The sequence below is a fragment of the Bhargavaea massiliensis genome, assembly GCF_018390575.1.
Taxonomy (GTDB): Bacteria; Bacillota; Bacilli; order Bacillales_A; family Planococcaceae; genus Bhargavaea; species Bhargavaea massiliensis.
In genome coordinates this window covers 191402-209925 of the sequence record NZ_JAHBCJ010000003.1, presented here as the reverse complement: position 1 = coordinate 209925, position 18524 = coordinate 191402, and the positions used below count along the sequence as shown (strand labels likewise).

The following is an 18524-nucleotide window of genomic DNA, read 5'->3' as shown; positions in this document are numbered from 1 at the left end:
TTAATATGACCCAGCCTCCCGTTCATATTTCAAAAAAAGGCCAATCTCCGCCGGGACTTACTTCTTTAACAGTTAAACCAGCCTCAATCATTCACATTCGTACTCACTACCAACAACACAACCGGCTTGTCCGTCTCGTTATACCACGTGTGCGCTTTCGTCGAGTCGATGTGAAGGGATTCATGCGGATAAAGGGTTTCTTCGTACCCTTCTAGCGTCACTTTCAGCTCCCCCTCCAGCACATATACAAACTCCTCACCTTGGTGGGAGTAGGGTGCGGTATGGGATTCACCTGCTTTAAGCTCGATTCTGGCGGGTGTGAATTTTGGTTGGTCAAGGTCTCCCATTAGGCTGGTGTAAGTAAAGTTTGGTTGGTCAGCGCTTTTTTTCAAAGACCTCTTTTTTATCGGAGATTCTTCTTCATGTTCGAAGAAGAAATTAACACTCACACCAAGGGCTTCGGCGATTTTACGGAGCGAGGTAAATGTGACGGTGCTGATTCCACGTTCGACTTGCGAAAGGAAGCTCACAGACAGTCCGCTTTGGTCACTTAGTTCCCGCAAAGTCATTTTTCTTTCTTTGCGAATCCGCTTGAATTCTTCCCCGATTTGGTTATCCATGACTCCTCACTCCTGATTCATTATCCGCTGCTTTTAAAACTATTCTATCATCACGTTTCTAAATTTTGTCCTCATGCAAATCCCGGAGTGTATTTACACTCCGGGATCCTGTCACTTATTGAGGAACCGTTAGTTCACCAAGTTCCTGCATGTGCTTCATCAGTGTTTCTTCTTCCTCGCTGGTGAGACCTTGCCGCGGTTTTCGTGGTGGCCCTCCAGCAAGTCCCTTAAGTTCCATGGCACGCTTTGCGACTTGTACATATTTGCCCGAACCCTCAAGGAAGTTACAGAGCGGCAACAATCGGTCATAGACTTCCCACGCCCTGTCCAGATTCCCCGCTTCGAAGGCGTCGAATAACTCTTTTGCTGTTCGGGGGGCGATGTTGCCGGCCACTGAAATCCAGCCGACTGATCCAACTAAGAATGATTCCAGCACCATATCGTCCGCTCCGCAGAACGTCTTGATGAACCCTTTGCCTTCCCGTGAAATATCGCGGACTTTCCGGATTTCCCCGCTTGATTCTTTAATATGAGTAATGTTGCTCACATCTCTTCCGACCTGAAGAATGGTTTCAACAGAGATGTCCACTCCACTCGTAAACGGATTGTTGTAGATCATGACCGGGAAGGAGACTGCTTCGGCAACTGCCTTGAAGTGTTCGTAGATTTCTTCTTCTTTCGGATGAGCATAGTAAGAGTTGATCAGCAATGCGCCATCTGCACCCGCTTCTTCAGCCTGGCGGGTGTATTCAATCGCATCAGCCGTTGTTTCAGCCGCTGCACCGACAATAAGCGGCAGGCGGCCATTCACTTGCTCGACAGCAACTTCCACTGCTTTAAACCGTTCTTCCTTCGTCAAACTGACAAACTCTCCTGTACTGCCGTTGATGGCAAGACCATCAACCCCTTCTCCGATGTAATACTCGATGTTCTTTGCAAAGCCTTCCCAGTTAATGCTTTCATCCTCGTTCATTGGTGTAACGAGCACTGGATAAACTCCCTTGAATTCTTTCATTTTTAAAACCCCCATTGAAATTATTTACTTAGCAATTCAGGAAGCCATGTTGCCAACTGCGGGAAAGCGATCAGCAGAATGGCTGCAATCAGCTGAATAATAATGAACGGCACAGTTGCCCGGTAGATCTTGCCGATGCTGACTTTCTCGCCAACCGCGCTCTTCAAGTAGAAGATCGCAAAGCCGAACGGTGGCGTCAGGAATGCCATTTGCAGAACGACCATGAAAATAATTGCCCACCAGAGCGGATCGAATCCGGCATTGACGACGACCGGTGTAATGATCGGTGTGGCGAGCATGATAAGCGCCATTGTTTCCAGGAACATCCCCAGCATGATGATGAAGGCAAGAGCGAAGAAGAGAATCCCCCATTTGCCCCCGGGTGCATTGGCTGCCATCTCGGAAACAAATTGATTGCCCCCTACTCCGGAGAAGACCGCACTAAACACTGCTGCACCAATTAAAATCCAGCCGACCATCCCCGTCATCTTCATGGATTCATAGATGGATTCTTTCATCTTCGTCCAGTTCAGTCGCCTGGAGATGACACCGATGATGACCGTTCCCAGTACTCCTACTGCCGCTCCTTCGGTCGGAGTTGCTGCTCCCGTGAAAATGGAGCCGAGCACGAGGATGATAAGAAGCATCGGCAAGATGATGGATTTTAGCGAAGCAAACTTTTCCTCGGTTGTAGCGCGGTCCTTTTTTGCAAGAGCCGGTGCCACATCGTCTTTCCGGTAGGCCTGAAAGAGAATATACGCAATGAACAGCAGGATCAGCAAAATTCCGGAACTGAGGCCGCCTGCAAACAAACTGGAAACCGAAACACCTGTGATGGCACCGTAAACGACCATGTTCAGGCTCGGAGGGATCAGCTGGCCGAGTGTCCCGCCGGCCATGATCGATCCGAGGCTCAGCGTCTCGTTGTACTTGTATCGCATCATCTGAGGAAGCGCAATCAGACCGAGCCCGATTACACCTGCCGCAACAACGCCGGAGATTGCTCCGATAATGGCGCCGACTACAATGGCTGTGATGGCAAGGCCACCGCGCAAACCTCCAGACCATTTATACACGGCGTCAAAAAGCTCAGAGATAATATTCGTCTTTTCAAGCAGCACTGACATGAGGATGAACAATGGAATGGCGATGAGCGTGAAGTTGTTCATAATTCCCCAAGTGGCACTTGTGAGCAGTGCCGTACTGTCGATCCCCCACATCATCAGTGCAAACAAAATTCCGGTTGATGCTAAGGCAAAAGCGATGGGTACACCCAGGAACAAAAGAAGCAGCAGCAGAACGAACATGGCAATCGGCGCGTATTCGAAGATGATTGTCATCTTGCATCACCTCCGCGCCAAACTTTATAGATCTCCACCCATGCCTGAAGCCAGAGCAGCAGGCCCCCGATGGGGATAAACCATTTAAACCACCAGATCTGAGGATTAAATGAACTCTGATGAGAAGACCGTTCCATGATTTTCGTCGATTCAATTGCTGAATCTATTCCCTTAAACACCAAGAATGCGCTTACAAACAAGACAATCAAAAGCCCGAAAGTGATCAAGATCCGCCCCCATTGGTCAGATACATACTTCTGGATGATATCGACTGCAATATGCCCCTTAATCCGCAACGTATCGGCTCCTGAAAGCAAGATCATCATCCCAAACAGGAAAATCGGAACTTCGAATCCCCAATCAGGGGCATTTGAGAAGAATCTCCGCAGAATGACGGTGTAGACGATGACCAGTGTCAAGGGAATCATCAAGAACCCGGCCAGTTTTCCCATAATCGCTGACAAAGTCTCGATTCCTTTTAATATCACGTTCATCCCATCACCGCCTTATTCCCCATAGCCCAAGATCTTCGCTTCTTCCGTGTATCCCAATTCCGCGAGAACCTTCGCATACTCTTCAACATACTCCCTGCTCAAATCACTTTTTTCCTTATAATCATTAAGCAGTTCAAAACCGAGCCGGCGCATCTCCTCGACATCTTCCTCGGGAAGTTGGATGAACTCGATATCCGTGTTTTCCTCCCACTCTTTCATGGCCTTCCGACTTTCCACGCCGTATGCAATCGCCGATTCGTACCGTACTTTATCACGAGCGACATACAGCGCCGCCTTCAGGTCATCTGGGAGTTCGTCCCATGCCTTCGGATTTACAATCAATTCTTTGTCTGTGCTTGGGCCAACATGTAGTGCCGGATCCACCACATATTTTGTGACCTCGTCCAGTCCCATCTCGCCGTTGACGAGATAGTCATTGAACTCTGCCGCGTCAACCGTGCCGAGTTGCAGACCTGTATAGATCTCTGGCGCTGACAACGAAATTGCAGAGGCACCAAGTTTTCCATAATATAAGCTCGCAACGCCTGCAGCCCGGATGTTTTTCCCTTTGAAATCCTCGAGAGAACGAATAGGCACTTTTGACATGAGGATTTCTTCAGGGGCATAGTCGAAAGCCCCCAAATTTTTGATGCCATGCTTCTCATAAGCCTTATCAATGATCGGCTGAAGCTGATCAGAGCGATAGAAGTGTTCATCGAAGCTCGCAATCGGATCTCCGGGGATGGTGCCTCCCCCAAGCGCGAATACCGGATCCTTTCCTGTCCAGAAACCTGTGTAAATGGCCGCCAGTTCAACCACGCCGTTTTTCACCATATCGAACGTCTCGTCATTCGGAAAAAGGACATTGGCACCGAACGGCTCGATAACCAGGCGTCCCCCTGTAATATCCTTCACCGCTTCGACGAACGGGACGACCGTTCCTTCATACCTTGCTGTGCCTGGAATCTGGTGAGTGACCATCCTCCACTTGTAAACTCTGGCTTCCCCCTCCGGAATCGTCTGATAGGATTGGCATGCCCCCAAAAGCAAAATAACAACCAAAAAAAGAAGTCCCCCTACCTTCTTTCTCATCCAACAGCCCCCTTTTGATTTTTAGTCGGAATTTTCATTCCCCTATTAGACTGAATATTATTTCACACAGAAAGTAAAGTCAATGATAAATTTCACTGGTAGTGAAATTATTTTCAATTGAAATCTTCCCGTTCAAGTTTGAATGGGCAGAAGGTACTGATTACGCCTTCGGGGGATAAGCTTTCGGTGAATTAATGGGATTTGAATGAGAATGAGAATCGCCCCTATGCGGCTTTGGCTGCATAGGGGCGATTGAGTTTTGGTTAGCTAAGTGCTTACCCTCTACGGTTCAGCGGATACCAATTGCTGCCAATCACGTATGGGCTAGTAACTGGTTGTTACACACCAATTGGTCTCACTTGCTCTTCGGGATAATTTTCAATTACACCAATACAGAATAGACCCTCGAAATCTATAATTAACCTGCCTGCTTCTTAATTTTTAGTCACACGGTGTTCTTGGATTAAAAGCAGTTCTGTGTAAGGTCTTGGGCTGTTTTTATTCCGCAACTCCCTAATCACCTACATCAAAATCGCCCCGTCCACATGAAGAACATGACCATTAATATAATTTGCGTCGTCCGACGCTAGAAATAAGTAAGCTTTGGCGATGTCTTCCGGCTGGCCGAGACGTCCGAGAGGGATGGTACTTTCCATTCTTGTAATGATATGGTCCGGCATCTTTTTGACCATTGGGGTTTCGATGAAGCCGGGGGCCACAGCATTGACATTGATGTTTTTTCGACCAAGTTCCTTGGCCCATGTTTTTGTCATACCAATCACACCTGCTTTAGCTGCGGCGTAGTTGGTTTGCCCAACGTTTCCATACACTCCGCTGACAGAAGTTGTATTGATGATTTTCCCATGCCCCTGCCCGACCATGTGAGTCGCTGCCTCCTGCGTACTATTAAAGACACCTGTTAGATTCACTTGAATGACAGATTCGAATTGTTCAGTTGTCATGTTTTTCAGCATAGCGTCGTTCGTGATGCCGGCATTGTTAATCAGAACATCCACTTTGCCGAATGCCTCACAGGTTTGTCGGATCAGTTGCTGAACACTCTCTCTTTTACTTACATCCACAGTCATACAAATAAGATTGGCCTGATGTTGAAGATTGTTGGCCAACTGCTCCAACACTACTTCATTCCAGTCAGCAGCGACCACTTTGGCCCCTTCCGCAAGGAAAAGTTTGACTGTTGCACTTCCGATTCCGCCGCCTGCACCAGTAACAATGACAACATTACCTTTTAACCGCATATTCACCATCCTGACTCTCCGACTCATGTCTATTTTGCTCCAATTTGACCAATTCCCGCCTCAATATCTTTCCAACCGTGGTTTTTGGCAACTCTTCAATGATTTCGACGGCCGTCGGTATTTTGTATTTGGCAAGCTTCCCCTTGCAATGCTCGATGAGTTCCTCTTCCGTTGCCCCTCCTTCTTCTTTCAATACGACAAATGCCTTCACCGTTTCTCCCCGGTATTCATCCGGGATTCCAATCACCGCAACTTCACGGACCATCGGGTGGGTAAAGATCACCTCTTCGATTTCACGCGGGTAGATGTTGTAGCCGGATGCAATGATCATTTCTTTTTTGCGGCTGACAATAAAGCAGTAGCCGTCCTCATCCATATAGGCGACATCTCCGGTATAAAGCCATCCGTCGCGAAGGGCAACCTCTGTTTCATCAGGCTTGTTCCAGTAGCCCTTCATCACCTGTGGCCCCCGAATGATCAGCTCACCCGGTTTGCCGATAGGCATCTTGGTTTTCCCGTCTCCTATGTCAACAATCCTGCAGTCGGTGTTCGTGACCGGCATGCCCATGCTCCCAGCTTTCCGAATGCCGTTCACCGGATTGCTGTGGGTGACCGGAGAGGCCTCGCTAAGTCCATACGCATCCGCTACTTTTGCACCTGTCAGTTGTTCAAACTGCTGCTTCACTTCAGCAGGAAGAGGAGCCGATCCGCTGATGCACGTATGGATCGACCGGATGTTGCGCTCGTGGATGGCGGGGTCATGGTTCACTGCCACATAAATCGTCGGTGTGCCTGGGAACATCGTGATTTTGTTTTTTTCTAGGATCTCCAATGTTTTTGTGCTGTCAAACCGCCGCATAATATACATCGTGGATTGCAGATAGATCATGTAATTCATCGAAACGGTCATTCCGTAAACGTGGAAAAGCGGAAGCACATTCAGGAGCCGCTCTTTCCCCGGGTTGGCGTGAACGCCGAGAAAGGCGTGGGTCTGCACGACGTTGGCGTAAATGTTGCGATGGGTAAGCATGACGCCTTTTGAGACTCCGGTCGTCCCGCCGGTGTATTGGAGAAGTGCTACCTCTTCCGTCCGGTCACCAGGGTTCCATTGAAACTCAGCCGGTTGCTCCTTCATCATTTTTGAGAAGACGGACTGTCCGTCTCCGACTGTGATCACTTCCCGGACGCCCGTCTTTCCCTGGACGGATTTAAAGACAGGTGCCAATTCCTGATCGATGATTAAATAGGAAGCTCCCGAGTCATTCAACTGGTAATGGAGTTCACGCTCCGTATACATCGGATTGTGCGGCACAGCGATGGCATCACTGGCCAAGATCGCATAGTAGCTGATGACATAGTCGATGGAGTTGTTCATCATAAGGGCGACACGGTCTCCTTGTTGGAGGCCGAGCGACTTGAGGCCGTTCGCAATGCGGTGAACCGCATCTTTCAGCTCCGCATAAGTCAGTGTCCGATCACCCTGGATAAGTGCGGGATGTGATGAGGCCTGCCGGGCAGCACGGTAAAATGCGTCGACCATGGTCTCATCCGGAATCTCAACGGTACTCTTGATTCCTTCAGGGTAATTTTTCAACCAAACTTTTTCGTTCATCGGGGCACCTCCTATACTCTGCGCATGGCCAGATCCACCACACGCTTGGTTTCATCCGAGATATCTTCTTCGAAATACGGTTCCCAGGCGACTTGCGGGGCCGGAGGGAAAATGGCCATACAAATTAACATAGCAGCCACCGACAAGCCCATCGCGATTGCAATTGCCGGAATCGGCAGGACGAGCAGTCCGGTAATAGTCAAATAAGTGAATAGTACATACGACACGGCTCCGATCATGCTGCCTGCATAAGCGGATTGGCGGTTCGCCCGCTTAGAATACAGACCAAGGAAAATCGGGCCGATGAATGCCGAGCCGAAGAACCCGAACACATACGCCGCCACCATCGCAATAAACGCCGGCGGTTTTATGGAGAAAAAGAAGGCGATGATTGAAATGACAATCAGCAACACTTGAGTGATCCGGATGAGGGTTCCGTCAGCAACCGGCTTCGTGCGCAGATTCCGATACATGTCATAGGACACTGCAATGGCTGCCTGAAGCACCATTCCGTTTGAAGTGGAGAGCGCAGCTGCGAAGATGGCAGCGATAAGAATTCCGGCCACCACCGGATTCATGAACTCTGTGATAAGCAGTGGCATGATCTGATCGGACGCCATACCCTCAGGCATGGTCGGCACGAGAATCCGCCCGCCGAGCCCCATGATCAAAAGGCAGAGGAAGACAAACGTTAAAATCAACGTTGAAATGAGCGGCGTTGAAATGGCTGTCTTGACATTTTTGGCGGATAGGAGCCTGGTCGGCCAGTGCGGAGCCACAGCCGCCCCCAGCGAATTGGAAATGAAAATCCCGATCATCGCGGCAAGCGAGAATGTTCCGAGCGGGCTGAACATGCTTCCCGGTTCAACCGGTGTTCCTCCATGCAATACCGGGGTATTCACTTGTTGCAGCTGGGTGAAGAGAGCTGTCGGTCCGCCTACCTGATACAAGATCAGACCTGCTGCCAACACAAGCCCGAAGATAATGACAATGGTGTTAAGGACATCTGTCATCGCAACAGACCAAACGCCGCCGAGCACCGTGAGCAAAATAAACACAAGGAAAATCAAGATCGATACGAAGTAGCTCAACCCTGTAACTTGAGAAAGCAAGTAGCCGATTCCGGTAATCTGGATGGTCACATAGCTAATGTAGCCGATGATGATCATGACGGATGACCATGCCTGGATAAAGCTCTTCTTTACATAAGGTTCAAAACGCAGTCTCATGTATTCCGGTATGGTCCGCACCGGAAACATAGGGCGACGAAGTTTATAGGCAATCAGCGGAAGGATGGCTGTCGCGAAAAACCACCCGGCAAACCAGCCCGTGATGCCGGCAAAGCCATTGGCGTAGAGAATGCCCGGGACACCGAGGACCGAAGCAGCGCTCACCCATGTTGCCGTAAAGTAAAAGATACTGACCGACAAAGACATGCTCCAGCCGCCGATTGTGAAATCATCCAGATCATCCGACTTCTTATTTCCTTTGATAATGAAATAGAAGAGAACGGCTATATAGGCAATGGCAATCAATCCGATGATCAACCCGTTCATGAAACACCGCCTCCCTCTCTCTGTTCGTATGGTCTGGCTTTTGAAGGCTTTGCACCCCATCGCTCCACGCCGGACTGATTGATTTTACGGATCAAGTAAGCCGAATAAGCCCAAGGTATGATGATCACCAGACCCCAAATGCCGAGAGAAATCCAACCTTGCGACGGAATTCCAAACATTATTTTCCCTCCCGCTTTCTTTAGTTGGTTAAAGTCCGTATGCCTTCCAGCCACCATCCAGAAACAACGTTTCTCCGGTCATATATGAAGAGGCTTCCCCCGCAAGGAAAATTGCCGCACCGGCCATTTCATCAGGTCTTCCCATCCGCCCCATCGGTGTACGCTTTGCCACTGCTTCGGCAAAACCGGTCCGTGTTTTCTTCACTTCTTCTACGAGCGGTGTCTCGATATAAGCAGGAGCAATTGCATTGACCCGAATATTGTATTTTGCCCATTCGACCGCAAGCGTCCGGGTAATCATCGCCACCGCCCCTTTGCTTGCGGTATAGGGAATGGATCCTGTAACCGCTTGCACGGAAGCGATGGACGAGATATTAATGATTGAGCCACTCTGTTGCTTCGCCATCACTCGACCGACCTTCTGGGCAAACACAAAGACAGAAGTCAGATTCACATCAATAATCCGTTTAAAATCATCCAGGTCATAGTCCAGAGCCGGAGCCTTCTTCGTGATTCCTGCGTTGTTCACGAGGATATCGATCGAACCGAATTCCTTCACAGTGTCGTCGACGACTTGCTGGATATTTTCTTCATCCGTGACATCGCATGTCATGACGGTACTCGATCCGCCCGCATCGTCTATTTCACTTTTCAGCTCCAGCAATTCTTTTTCTGTACGGCTGCAAATGACGATATGTGCCCCGGCTTCGGCGAGCCCTTTGGCAATGCTTCGCCCGATTCCCCTGCCGGCCCCGGTTACGATTGCCACTTTCCCATCAAGCTTAAAGAGATCCATCCTTCTTTCCCCCTTATCTCAGCAACTCATTGGCGATGATCATCCGTTGGATCTGGTTGGTCCCTTCGTAGATTTGGGTGATTTTCGCATCCCGCATATACCGCTCAACCGGATAGTCTTTGATGTAACCGTTGCCTCCAAGCAACTGGACCGCTTCCGTCGTGACACTCATGGCGATATCCGATGCATAGCATTTGGCCATGGACGAGTATAGCGGCACATCCGGTGAGCCGTGTTCGACTTTTTCTCCCGCTTCGTAAACAAGCAGGCGGGCGGTTTCCAACTGGATAAACAGGTCAGCCAGTTTGGCGCGGGTAAGCTGGAACTGGTCGAGCTTCCGGCCGAACTGCTCCCGTTCCCGGACATAACTTTTCGCATAGTCAAAGGCAGCGCGTGCAATGCCAAGCGCCTGTGCTCCCACTACAGGCCGGGTTTCGTTAAACACGTTCATGAGGATTTTGAACCCTTCGCCTTCGCCGCCCAACCGGTTCTTTTTTGGAACACGAACATTCTCCATGAACACTTCCCGAGTCACCGATCCGCGGATCCCCATCTTTTCTTCCTTTTTTCCGAACGTCAGTCCTTCCGTCCCTTTCTCCACAATAAACAAGGTGATTCCGTTTGTCCGGTGTTCGGATGTCCGGGTGACGAACACATAGATTTCGGCATCCCCTGCGTTCGTGATGAACACCTTATGCCCGTTCAGGACATACACATCGCCATCCTGCCTGGCGGACGTTTTGATGCCGGACACATCTGATCCTGCCTGTGGTTCCGTAATCCCGAATGCGCCAAGCACCTCCCCCGAAGCAAGCCGGGATAGATAGTTCGCCTTTTGCTCATGTGTACCGGCAAGCAGGAACGGTGCCATCGCCAATGCCTGCGTGGACAAGGCGACACTTGTCGACGCACATCCTTTGGCGACCTCTTCGATCACAGCCAGATGGCTGTAATAGTCGGCTCCCGCTCCCCCATACTCAATCGGAACATGAGGGCCGAAAAGCCCGTTATCCGCGAGGACACGCAGGTTGTCCCATGGCATTTCCCCTGCCTCATCTACATGCGACGCATTCGGCACCAGCTTCTCTTCTGCAATTTTCCGAGCTAGCCCCCGGATCATCGATCGTTCTTCTGTCAGTACCATCCCTAACTCCCCCTCACGCGTAATCGTAGAATCCTTTGCCCGTCTTTTTTCCGAGATGGCCGGCCTCGACCATCCGTTTCAGCAACGGACATGGCCGGTATTTCGAATCGTTGAATCCGTCATACAAGCTCTCGATTGTAAAAAGCAGCACATCAATGCCAAGCGCGTCAGCCAGTCTCAGCGGACCGATCGGATGATTGGCGCCGAGCATCAGACCCCGGTCGATGCTTTCCGGGTCATTGCCTTCCATCACCAAAAATGCGGCCTCATTCAGCAAGGGAACAAGTGCACGGTTTACGGTAAATCCCGGGAAGTCCTTTGCCACTATGATTTCTTTGCCGATGTACTCGCCGAACTCTTTAATCTTCTCGACCGTTTCGGTAGCACTGTTGATGCCTTGGACAACTTCCACCAGCTTCATCATCGGGACCGGGCTGAAAAAGTGCATCCCCACCACTTTCTCCGGCCGGCTGGTGACCGAGCTGATTTCCGCTATGGACAACGAAGAGGTGTTGCTCGCCAATAAGGCCTCTTTGTCCAGAAATCGATCCAACTGGCGGAAGACATCTTGTTTGATCGCCATCTTTTCCGGCACGGCTTCAATGGCGAGCTGGGCTGTTTTCCCGTCTTCCATCCGGGTCGTAAAACGGATCGTAGATAGAATCGGATCCACCTGGTCCTCCCCGTGCAGGCGACCAACACTTTTTACAATCTGCTTTTTGGCTCTTGCGAGGTCTTCCTCAGCCCGGTCCACCACAATCACCTTCGGGCCGGCCTGTGCGATCACCTGAGCAATCCCGGCACCCATCAGCCCGGCTCCGACGATGACCACTTCCTCAAACGACTTCGACGACTGTTGCGGCACCTTGACCACCTCCTACACAAAGTGAAGCCACCCCATACCGCTGTCCCCTGCGCTTCAGCTCATGGACGAGCGTCACCAAAATCCGCGCTCCCGAAGCGCCCACCGGATGGCCGAGAGCAATGGCGCCACCATTGACATTCAGCTTTTCTTCCGGGATATTCAGTTCTGTATTCACAGCCAGTACTTGACTTGCAAAGGCTTCATTGATCTCAAAAAGGTCAATATCCGGGACGGCGAGACCCGCCTGATCAAGCGCATGCAATATGGCCGGGACAGGGCCGATCCCCATGATGGCAGGCGGGACGCCGCGAGTCGAAGCCGAAACAATTTTGGCAAGGGGCTTCAGGCCGTGTGCCTCCACCGCTTCTTTGGAAGCCAGCAGCAGGGCGGCGGCCCCGTCATTGAGGCCCGAAGCATTTCCTGCTGTCACCGACCCGCCTTCCTTGAATGCGGCACCGAGCTGGCCCAATTTTTCAAGGCTTGTCGCTCTCGGGTGTTCATCTTGATTGAAGATTGTATCCTTCCCCTTCACCCTGACGGTCACCGGCACAATCTCTTCCTCGAACCGGCCGGAGGCAATAGCCTCTGCCGCTTTTTCCTGAGAACGAAGCGCGAACGCATCCTGCTCTTTTCTCGAGAGATTATATTTGTCCACAAGATTTTCAGCGGTCACACCCATGTGGTAGTTTTCCATCGCGCAGACCAGCCCGTCATGTAAAAGGGCGTCTTCCACCTTCGCTTCACCTAGCCGGACCCCGTTTCGCATCTCCATCAGCAGGTGGGGGACATTCGACATGCTTTCCGTCCCTCCAGCCACGGCGACTTGGCTCAGGCCGAGCGAGAGTTTCTGCATGGCCTGGATCATCGCCATCATGCCGGATGCGCACTGATGATCCACGGTCATGGCGGTGGCGGAGACCGGCAACCCCGCTCTTAATCCGATCTGCCGCGCCGGGTTCCCCTTGAGCCCGCTTTTGAAGACGTTTCCGAAGTAGACATCGTCAACACTTTCCCTCAGAGAGTCATTCGGGCGGAACAACTCGTTAGTCACCGCCTCCCCCAGGTCAATGGCCGACAAGGGCTTCAGAGATTTGCCGAACGATCCGATTGCCGTTCTCTTCGCTTCAATCACATACACTTCACTCACCATATCCAGCACCCCTTGAGTAGGTTGGTTGTCGTTTTTCCATGAAAGCGGCCAGCCCTTCCCTGGCCTCCCCGTCTTTGAACAAAGCCAAAAAATGTTCTCGCTCGCTCTTCAGTCCCTTCCTCAACACCGAGAGCTGTTGCCCTGAGATCAATTGCTTGATTGCCCATAATGCCGGCCTGCTCTGCGCAGCGATTTTCCCGGCCAGCCTCAAGCTTTCCTCATAGGGCTCATCGGTACAAAGGGAGACCAAGCCCATCCCGTGAGCCCGTTCACTGCTGAAAAACTCCCCGGACAACAGGTAATGCCCTGCGTTGGAGCTGCCGGCAAGAGCAGTAAACAGCTGCGTACCCCAACCTCCAGGCAAAATGCCGAGATTGACTTCCGGAAGGCCGAATGTGGCATCGGCATGAGCAATCCGGATGTCCGTCACCAGACTAAGTTCAAATCCACCGCCGAGACAGTACCCTTCAATGCACGAAATAAAGATCATCGGACTTGAAGCAATCTGTTCATGCAAATCTCCGACACGGCCCGCAATTTCAGCGATTTTCTCTTCTGGGGCAGTGGCCATCTCTTTTATGTCGGCACCGGCCGCAAAGTTCCCTTCTGCTCCCTTGATAATGACGGCCATGGCCCGGTCTTCTTGCTCGAGCCTGTTGATCGTCTGCTTAAGCCCCTCCACCAATTCTCCATTTAATGCATTCTTTGCATGTGGGCGATTAATTGTCAGCACGACTATCTCCGATCCCGAACCGACTGTCTGTTCCAGCAAAACCATCACAAACCTCCTCCTCCTACTTTTCTTTATGCACAAACCATGCCAACACCAAGAATGCCGTCAGATCAACCTTTCTTGTCATCACCGGAACAAACTGGTACGATCTCGGACCGTTTCCATTCTTAAAGCGGTACATTTATTGACCAATGATCTGGATAACGCTTTTCCGGTACGAAATTGTACCAAAAGAAAAAACCCGGATAGCCGGGTTTTTCATTAAGCCTCGCGGAGGCCGTAAGTTTTGATTTTCCTCAGTAAAGTCGGATGACTGACACCCAATGCCTTGGCTGCCTGCCGGACCGACGGGTACTTCGACAAGGCCTTTTGGATCTCCATCTTCTCAGCGTTTGAGACAACGAGATGAAGCGGGCTTACTGGGTCATCCGATACAGGATGCAGCTTATCCGCAATTTCCGGCGGAAGTTGCGAACTCCGGATTTGGCTTCCCTCCGACAAAATGACCAGCTGCTCCACCATGTTCTCCAATTGACGGACGTTACCGGGCCACCGGTATCTCATAAAGATTTCTTTGGTTTCCTTGGCTAAAACCAATTGTTTATGATATTTCTTGTTAAACTTATCAAGAAAGTGTTGGGTCAAATGGACGATATCACGTTGTCTCTCGCGCAGTGGCGGAAGTCGGAGCGGCAGGACATTCAGCCGGTAATAGAGATCTTCCCGAAAAGCCCCCTCCTCCACCGCTTGTTTCAAGTCCTTGTTTGTTGCAGCGATATAACGCACATTCAGATGCTTCTTGGCCGTGCCACCGACACGGGTTATTTCATTCGTTTGAATCGTTCTCAGTAATTTTGCCTGCATGGCTAGCGGCATATCACCAATTTCATCTAGCAGGATTGTTCCGTTGTTTGCGACCTCCAGCAAACCTGGTTTGCTGGTAGAGGCACCGGTAAATGCTCCTTTTTCGTAGCCAAAAAGCTCGGCTTCCATAAGATGCTCGGGGATTGCACTGCAGTTAATTTGAATATACGGGGCGTTGTTTCTCTTACTCTGATTATGTATATTCTTCGCGACCACTTCTTTACCTGTTCCGGATTCCCCAAGAATCAGAATAGTCGCATCTGTTGCTGCGACCTTTTGGATCAGTATTTTTACTTCTTCCATTTCCGAAGATACACTGATCAGATCGTCCGCTTTGTTTACTACTTCCCGCAGTTTTTCAAGCTCAACGTAATTCAAGGAAGCTTGGCTTAAATGTTCTTTATATAACCTATTCAAGTTGGAGAGGCTGATGTAATTTGCTGCGTAGCAAATTGTCTTTCCTTCTTCATCAACAATCGGCTTGCTCACAATAAACACTTCACGGCCTGTTCTCAATTTCTGATAGATAGTGAGCGGATTCTTCTGTAAAACTCTTCTGGATTGGCGGATAATCGCTCCGTCTTCTTGCATTTCTTCCGGCGTTTTATTGATAATTTGACTAAGGGGGGTTCCAGATATTGTTTCCACGGCTTGGTTCGCATAAAAAACCCGTCCCTCTCCGTCGGATAAGATAAACCCCTCATAGCTTTGCTCAATAGAACGAATCAGAAGATCTTTTGTAATGCTCATATACAATCGCCCTTTTCTACCTTTGTACTCTCACTTTATCACAAGATAGGCTTAACAATAATACTAATTAGACTTTTCTGTAATCAATCAGAAAAATAGCACATGAATGCTCCTAACAGGTAACCACTCACCTCCGAAAGGTAACCACTCAGAGGACATCGTTAAATTCCGGCACCAAGGCTACCTGTCCTCAGCCCCCAACTCCCCCTCCAAACACGAAAAAAGCAGCCGCTCCGGCTGCTTTTTCTCCATCCCCACTATTCAAAATACAAACAAATGCGCAATGACCACAATAATCGGCAACGTAATCACCGTACGCTGGATAAAGATCACGAACAGATCCAGTAAGCTGACCGGAATATTGGAGCGCAAAATCAGGATTCCAATCTCCGACATGTAGATCAGCTGTGTCAGCGACAGCGTACCAACCACGAATCGGGTGATCTCGCTTTCGATGCCGCTGCCGATGACGGATGGGAGGAACATGTCGGCGAAGCCGACGAGCATGGTCGGTGCGGCTTCGGCGGCTTCAGGCAGTCCCATCCATGTCAGAATCGGAACGAGCGGGAACGAGATCCATTTGAAGATTGGGGTGTATTCGGCGACGATCAGTGCGAGTGCGCCGAGGCTCATGACGAGCGGGATCAGCCCAAGCCAAATGTCCAGGACGGTCCCGACACCGTCTTTGACGAGGCCTTTTGCGCTTTTCGTCTTTTCCGCTTTCGCCAGTGCCAGCTTCCAGCCCCAGCTCACAGCGGTCTCACCGTCCGGGATCATCTCGTCGTTTTCCTGCCGCGCGCTGCCGTCAAAATACGTATCGGCTTTCCGCGAAAGCGGCGGGATGCGCGGCATGATGATGGCAGCGGCGATGCTGGCGACGCTGATGGTCAGGTAAAACGGGATAAACAGATGACCAAGCCCGATCACTTTGGCCACGACCAAAGAAAACGCGACGGATGCGATCGAGAACGTCGTCGCGATCACTGCCGCTTCCCGGCCCGTGTAGTTCCCTTCGTCATACTGCTTCATCGTGATGACGACACCGACCGGAGCTGCGCCCATCCACGAGGCGAGCGTATCAATCGAGGAGCGTCCCGGCAGCGTGAAGATCGGCCGCATGAACCGCGTCAATAGCGCACCGAAAAACTCCATCAACCCGAACTCGACCAACAGCGGCAGCATGACACCCGCGAACAGGAACCAAGTCAGCAGCACCGGCGCGAGGTCGAACAGCACGACCCCTCCCGTCGCCCGGGAAGAAATAAATGTCGGGCCGACTTCAAAGTACGCCATGACCCCGACGGCGAACCCGAACAATCGCGTGATCACTCCGAACGGCCCGACGACGAACAGGTTCCGCAGAAACGGACGGTCCATCACGAACGCCGGCTTGGCCAGCACGGCAACAAGCGTCACTACCGCGGTGAACCCGAGCATCCCGAGAAGAAACGCGGGGATCCACTCGCTCCCCCATCCAAGCAGGCCGGACGCCATGACCCCGATGCCGATTGTGATTTCCCCGTTCCACTTGATCGGCACGAGGAACAACAGCACCCCGATCAGTGACGGGATCAGAAACTTCCAGGCGGCCCCTTTTGAAACCACCTGCTCCCCCTTAATGACAGTCATCGCTTTTCCCCCTTTTTCCGTATCAGTTTCCGCGTTCCCGGAGCACTTCTTCAAGCACGCCGAGCCCGTCGTCGATTTGTTTTTTCGTCACCGTGAGCGGCGGGATCATCCGGATGACTTCGCCGGAGTTGCCGCACAGATAAAACAGGACGCCTTTCTCCAGGCAACGGTCCAGTACGTCCATGACCGCCGCTCCGTCTGGCTCCCCCGTCTCCGGATCGCACAGCTCGATGCCGATCATGAGCCCGAGCCCCCGCACATCACGGATCACCGGATAACGCTCCTGCATCTCCCGAAGACGCTCCATCGCATACGCCCCGACCTCCCGGGTATTCTCAAGCAACCGCTCTTCTTTCATCACTTCGAGCGATGCAAGCGCCGCCGAGCAGGCGATCGGGTTTCCGCCAAACGTCGTGCCGTGCGAGCCGAGCGGCCACTGGTCCATCAGTTCCTTTGATGCGACCGTCGCGCTCAGCGGCATGCCCGCCGCAATCCCCTTCGCGATCGCCATGATGTCTGGCGTCACGCCGAATGTCTGCGCCGCGAACCACTCGCCCGTCCGGCCGAACCCGGTCTGGACCTCGTCAAAGATCAGCAAAATCCCGTGCCGGTCACAAATCTCGCGGATCTTCCGCAGCCACGCCTTCGGAGGAATGATATAGCCGCCCTCGCCCATCACCGGCTCGATGATCATGCACGCCACCTCCGACGGGTCCACCTGATGGCTGAACAGCCGGCGGGCATCCTTCTCAAGCTTTTCAGGGAAGAACACCTCCGGGTCCGCCCCTTCCGGCAGATCTTCCGGCAGGGCATATGGCAGCTGATACGTCAGCCACGACGGCTGCTGGTATTTGCGGTATTTGCTTTTCGACGTCGTGACACTCAGCGCGCCGATCGACCGCCCGTGGAAACAGCCGGTGAACGACACGGCATACGGCCGCTTCGTCACATGCTTCGCAAGTTTTAGCGCCCCCTCAATCGCCTCCGTCCCGCTGTTCGCGAAAAAGAAGTTATCGAGCTTCGGAGGAAGCACCTGCTGGAGTTCATGCGCCAGCTTCAGGATCGACTCATAGATGATCACACCGGACGGCCCATGGACAAGATGGTCCGCGCTGTCCTTGATTGCCTGCACGACCTTCGGATGACGGTGCCCCACGTTCTCCACCGCGATCCCCGACGTAAAGTCCAAATACTTCTTGCCGTCCGTGCCATAGTAGTAGCACCCTTCCGCCTTCACCACCGGCAGGTTCGGATGGTCCTTCGCCATGCTCGGGGCAAGGAAATTGCCGATGTTCGCGACCATTTCGGTCCACTCCGGCTGTGTCTGTTCAAGTTGTTTCGTCATGATGTCGTCCTCCTCATTCTTTATTGGAAGAAAAGCGGAGCGGACTCTGCTCCGGGCGGGTTTGTACCCCGTCTGCTCTCC

16 protein-coding genes are annotated in these 18524 nt (G+C 51.7%); all 16 read right to left on the bottom strand.

Annotation, left to right across the window (positions count from 1 at the left end):
* Nucleotides 1-83 precede the first annotated feature (83 nt).
* Nucleotides 84-620, bottom strand: coding sequence for a helix-turn-helix domain-containing protein (locus tag KHA84_RS05905; RefSeq protein ID WP_213422606.1), 537 nt, complete (start codon nucleotides 618-620; stop codon nucleotides 84-86).
* Nucleotides 621-735: 115 nt separating this feature from the next.
* Entirely contained in the window at nucleotides 736-1635 is a 900-nt protein-coding gene (dapA, locus tag KHA84_RS05900; protein WP_213422605.1) for a 4-hydroxy-tetrahydrodipicolinate synthase, read from the bottom strand.
* Nucleotides 1636-1655: 20 nt separating this feature from the next.
* Nucleotides 1656-2975 carry a TRAP transporter large permease gene (locus KHA84_RS05895; RefSeq protein WP_213422604.1) on the bottom strand — a complete coding sequence of 440 codons (1320 nt, stop codon included), beginning with the start codon at nucleotides 2973-2975 and terminating at the stop codon, nucleotides 1656-1658.
* Nucleotides 2972-3469, bottom strand: coding sequence for a TRAP transporter small permease subunit (locus tag KHA84_RS05890; protein ID WP_213422603.1), 498 nt, complete (start codon nucleotides 3467-3469; stop codon nucleotides 2972-2974). Before KHA84_RS05890 ends, KHA84_RS05895 begins: the two co-directional genes overlap by 4 nt.
* 12 nt (nucleotides 3470-3481) lie before the next feature.
* Nucleotides 3482-4561: a TRAP transporter substrate-binding protein DctP gene (dctP, locus tag KHA84_RS05885; RefSeq protein ID WP_213422602.1), complete on the bottom strand. Its 1080-nt coding sequence runs from the start codon at nucleotides 4559-4561 to the stop codon at nucleotides 3482-3484.
* Nucleotides 4562-5082: 521 nt separating this feature from the next.
* On the bottom strand, nucleotides 5083-5820 hold the full coding sequence (gene fabG / locus KHA84_RS05880; protein WP_213422778.1) for a 3-oxoacyl-ACP reductase FabG: 738 nt from the start codon (nucleotides 5818-5820) through the stop codon (nucleotides 5083-5085).
* On the bottom strand, nucleotides 5804-7432 hold the full coding sequence (locus KHA84_RS05875; RefSeq protein WP_213422601.1) for a long-chain-fatty-acid--CoA ligase: 1629 nt from the start codon (nucleotides 7430-7432) through the stop codon (nucleotides 5804-5806). The genes fabG and KHA84_RS05875 overlap by 17 nt, the downstream gene beginning before the upstream one ends.
* Before the next feature lie 11 nt (nucleotides 7433-7443).
* Nucleotides 7444-8988, bottom strand: a complete 1545-nt coding sequence (locus tag KHA84_RS05870) for a sodium:solute symporter family protein (protein WP_213422600.1) — start codon at nucleotides 8986-8988, stop codon at nucleotides 7444-7446.
* A gap of 207 nt (nucleotides 8989-9195) precedes the next feature.
* A complete protein-coding gene (locus KHA84_RS05865) occupies nucleotides 9196-9963 on the bottom strand; it encodes an SDR family NAD(P)-dependent oxidoreductase (RefSeq protein WP_213422599.1) in 768 nt (255 codons plus the stop codon).
* Nucleotides 9964-9976: 13 nt separating this feature from the next.
* Nucleotides 9977-11107 carry an acyl-CoA dehydrogenase family protein gene (locus KHA84_RS05860; protein WP_213422598.1) on the bottom strand — a complete coding sequence of 377 codons (1131 nt, stop codon included), beginning with the start codon at nucleotides 11105-11107 and terminating at the stop codon, nucleotides 9977-9979.
* Nucleotides 11108-11120: 13 nt separating this feature from the next.
* Complete coding sequence (locus KHA84_RS05855) at nucleotides 11121-11972, bottom strand: 3-hydroxyacyl-CoA dehydrogenase family protein (protein WP_336511102.1); 852 nt, start codon at nucleotides 11970-11972, stop codon at nucleotides 11121-11123.
* Entirely contained in the window at nucleotides 11944-13122 is a 1179-nt protein-coding gene (locus KHA84_RS05850; protein ID WP_213422597.1) for a thiolase family protein, read from the bottom strand. Before KHA84_RS05850 ends, KHA84_RS05855 begins: the two co-directional genes overlap by 29 nt.
* On the bottom strand, nucleotides 13112-13900 hold the full coding sequence (locus KHA84_RS05845; protein ID WP_236823159.1) for an enoyl-CoA hydratase/isomerase family protein: 789 nt from the start codon (nucleotides 13898-13900) through the stop codon (nucleotides 13112-13114). The genes KHA84_RS05850 and KHA84_RS05845 overlap by 11 nt, the downstream gene beginning before the upstream one ends.
* Nucleotides 13901-14116: 216 nt before the next feature.
* Nucleotides 14117-15469 (bottom strand): sigma-54 interaction domain-containing protein, encoded by a 1353-nt coding sequence (locus tag KHA84_RS05840; protein ID WP_213422595.1) that lies wholly within the window; start codon nucleotides 15467-15469, stop codon nucleotides 14117-14119.
* Nucleotides 15470-15730: 261 nt separating this feature from the next.
* Nucleotides 15731-17098, bottom strand: coding sequence for a YjiH family protein (locus KHA84_RS05835; RefSeq protein ID WP_213422594.1), 1368 nt, complete (start codon nucleotides 17096-17098; stop codon nucleotides 15731-15733).
* Nucleotides 17099-17120: 22 nt separating this feature from the next.
* The gene (locus tag KHA84_RS05830) at nucleotides 17121-18401 is read right to left on the bottom strand and encodes an aspartate aminotransferase family protein (RefSeq protein ID WP_236823158.1); all 1281 of its coding nucleotides are present in this window, start codon (nucleotides 18399-18401) and stop codon (nucleotides 17121-17123) included.
* Between the last annotated feature and the right edge of the window lie 123 nt (nucleotides 18402-18524).

What these genes read in the sequence shown, in the direction of transcription:
- KHA84_RS05870 (WP_213422600.1), bottom strand. Translation starts at nt 8,988, where the DNA reads ATGAACGGGTTGATCATCGGATTGATTGCCATTGCCTATATAGCCGTT.
- KHA84_RS05850 (WP_213422597.1), bottom strand. Translation starts at nt 13,122, where the DNA reads ATGGTGAGTGAAGTGTATGTGATTGAAGCGAAGAGAACGGCAATCGGA.
- KHA84_RS05875 (WP_213422601.1), bottom strand. Translation starts at nt 7,432, where the DNA reads ATGAACGAAAAAGTTTGGTTGAAAAATTACCCTGAAGGAATCAAGAGT.
- KHA84_RS05835 (WP_213422594.1), bottom strand. Translation starts at nt 17,098, where the DNA reads ATGACTGTCATTAAGGGGGAGCAGGTGGTTTCAAAAGGGGCCGCCTGG.
- KHA84_RS05890 (WP_213422603.1), bottom strand. Translation starts at nt 3,469, where the DNA reads ATGAACGTGATATTAAAAGGAATCGAGACTTTGTCAGCGATTATGGGA.
- KHA84_RS05895 (WP_213422604.1), bottom strand. Translation starts at nt 2,975, where the DNA reads ATGACAATCATCTTCGAATACGCGCCGATTGCCATGTTCGTTCTGCTG.
- KHA84_RS05905 (WP_213422606.1), bottom strand. Translation starts at nt 620, where the DNA reads ATGGATAACCAAATCGGGGAAGAATTCAAGCGGATTCGCAAAGAAAGA.
- dctP (WP_213422602.1), bottom strand. Translation starts at nt 4,561, where the DNA reads ATGAGAAAGAAGGTAGGGGGACTTCTTTTTTTGGTTGTTATTTTGCTT.
- KHA84_RS05840 (WP_213422595.1), bottom strand. Translation starts at nt 15,469, where the DNA reads ATGAGCATTACAAAAGATCTTCTGATTCGTTCTATTGAGCAAAGCTAT.
- fabG (WP_213422778.1), bottom strand. Translation starts at nt 5,820, where the DNA reads ATGCGGTTAAAAGGTAATGTTGTCATTGTTACTGGTGCAGGCGGCGGA.
- KHA84_RS05860 (WP_213422598.1), bottom strand. Translation starts at nt 11,107, where the DNA reads ATGGTACTGACAGAAGAACGATCGATGATCCGGGGGCTAGCTCGGAAA.
- KHA84_RS05845 (WP_236823159.1), bottom strand. Translation starts at nt 13,900, where the DNA reads ATGGTTTTGCTGGAACAGACAGTCGGTTCGGGATCGGAGATAGTCGTG.
- KHA84_RS05830 (WP_236823158.1), bottom strand. Translation starts at nt 18,401, where the DNA reads ATGGTCGCGAACATCGGCAATTTCCTTGCCCCGAGCATGGCGAAGGAC.
- dapA (WP_213422605.1), bottom strand. Translation starts at nt 1,635, where the DNA reads ATGAAAGAATTCAAGGGAGTTTATCCAGTGCTCGTTACACCAATGAAC.
- KHA84_RS05865 (WP_213422599.1), bottom strand. Translation starts at nt 9,963, where the DNA reads ATGGATCTCTTTAAGCTTGATGGGAAAGTGGCAATCGTAACCGGGGCC.